A 516-nucleotide genomic window follows, 5' to 3' on the forward strand; every position below is an offset into this window, starting at 1 on the left:
CTGCAGGCCTGTCTGGGAATTCGGATCGACGGCTGGAACCGTGCGATCGAGGTCGACCGTCCACGCTTGCCAATAGGCATCGACAATCTCGTCATTCGTCACCTGGCGGTTGGGGAGGCGAAAGTCGATCTCACTTTCGAGCGCGTCGGCGACCACATTGTTTGTTATCTCGATGAGCGGCATGAAGGGCTCGTGCCGCTGGTAGTGCGCTCCTAGCTGGGCCGGTCGCTGAAATTCTTTCGTACCCTGACATTCAAACTTTGGTGAACAAACCTGAAAGAAACACGTGCCACGCCGAACTGAGATTTGCGCGGTTTGTTTCACGGGTTAAAAATTAGGTTTCCGAACACGGCCCGTTGAACGAACGCGCCAAGAGGCTGCGCCAAAGGGCAGCAAGCCTCAGGCGAAGTTGATTTGGGCTTTGGGTTTCTCGTCGCCGTATACCGTATCGGGCCCAGAAAATTCGAGGTGGCCGGCACGCGTGGGACTGAACGAACTCACAGCGCCGCCAATGAC

At 56.6% G+C, this 516-nt stretch carries 1 pseudogene; it reads left to right on the forward strand.

Annotation, left to right across the window (positions count from 1 at the left end):
- A pseudogene (locus AC04SF_RS37465) lies at positions 1-216 on the forward strand (amylo-alpha-1,6-glucosidase); the annotation flags it as partial.
- Positions 217-516: the final 300 nt, after the last annotated feature.

The organism is Mesorhizobium sp. CNPSo 4671, assembly GCF_057784245.1.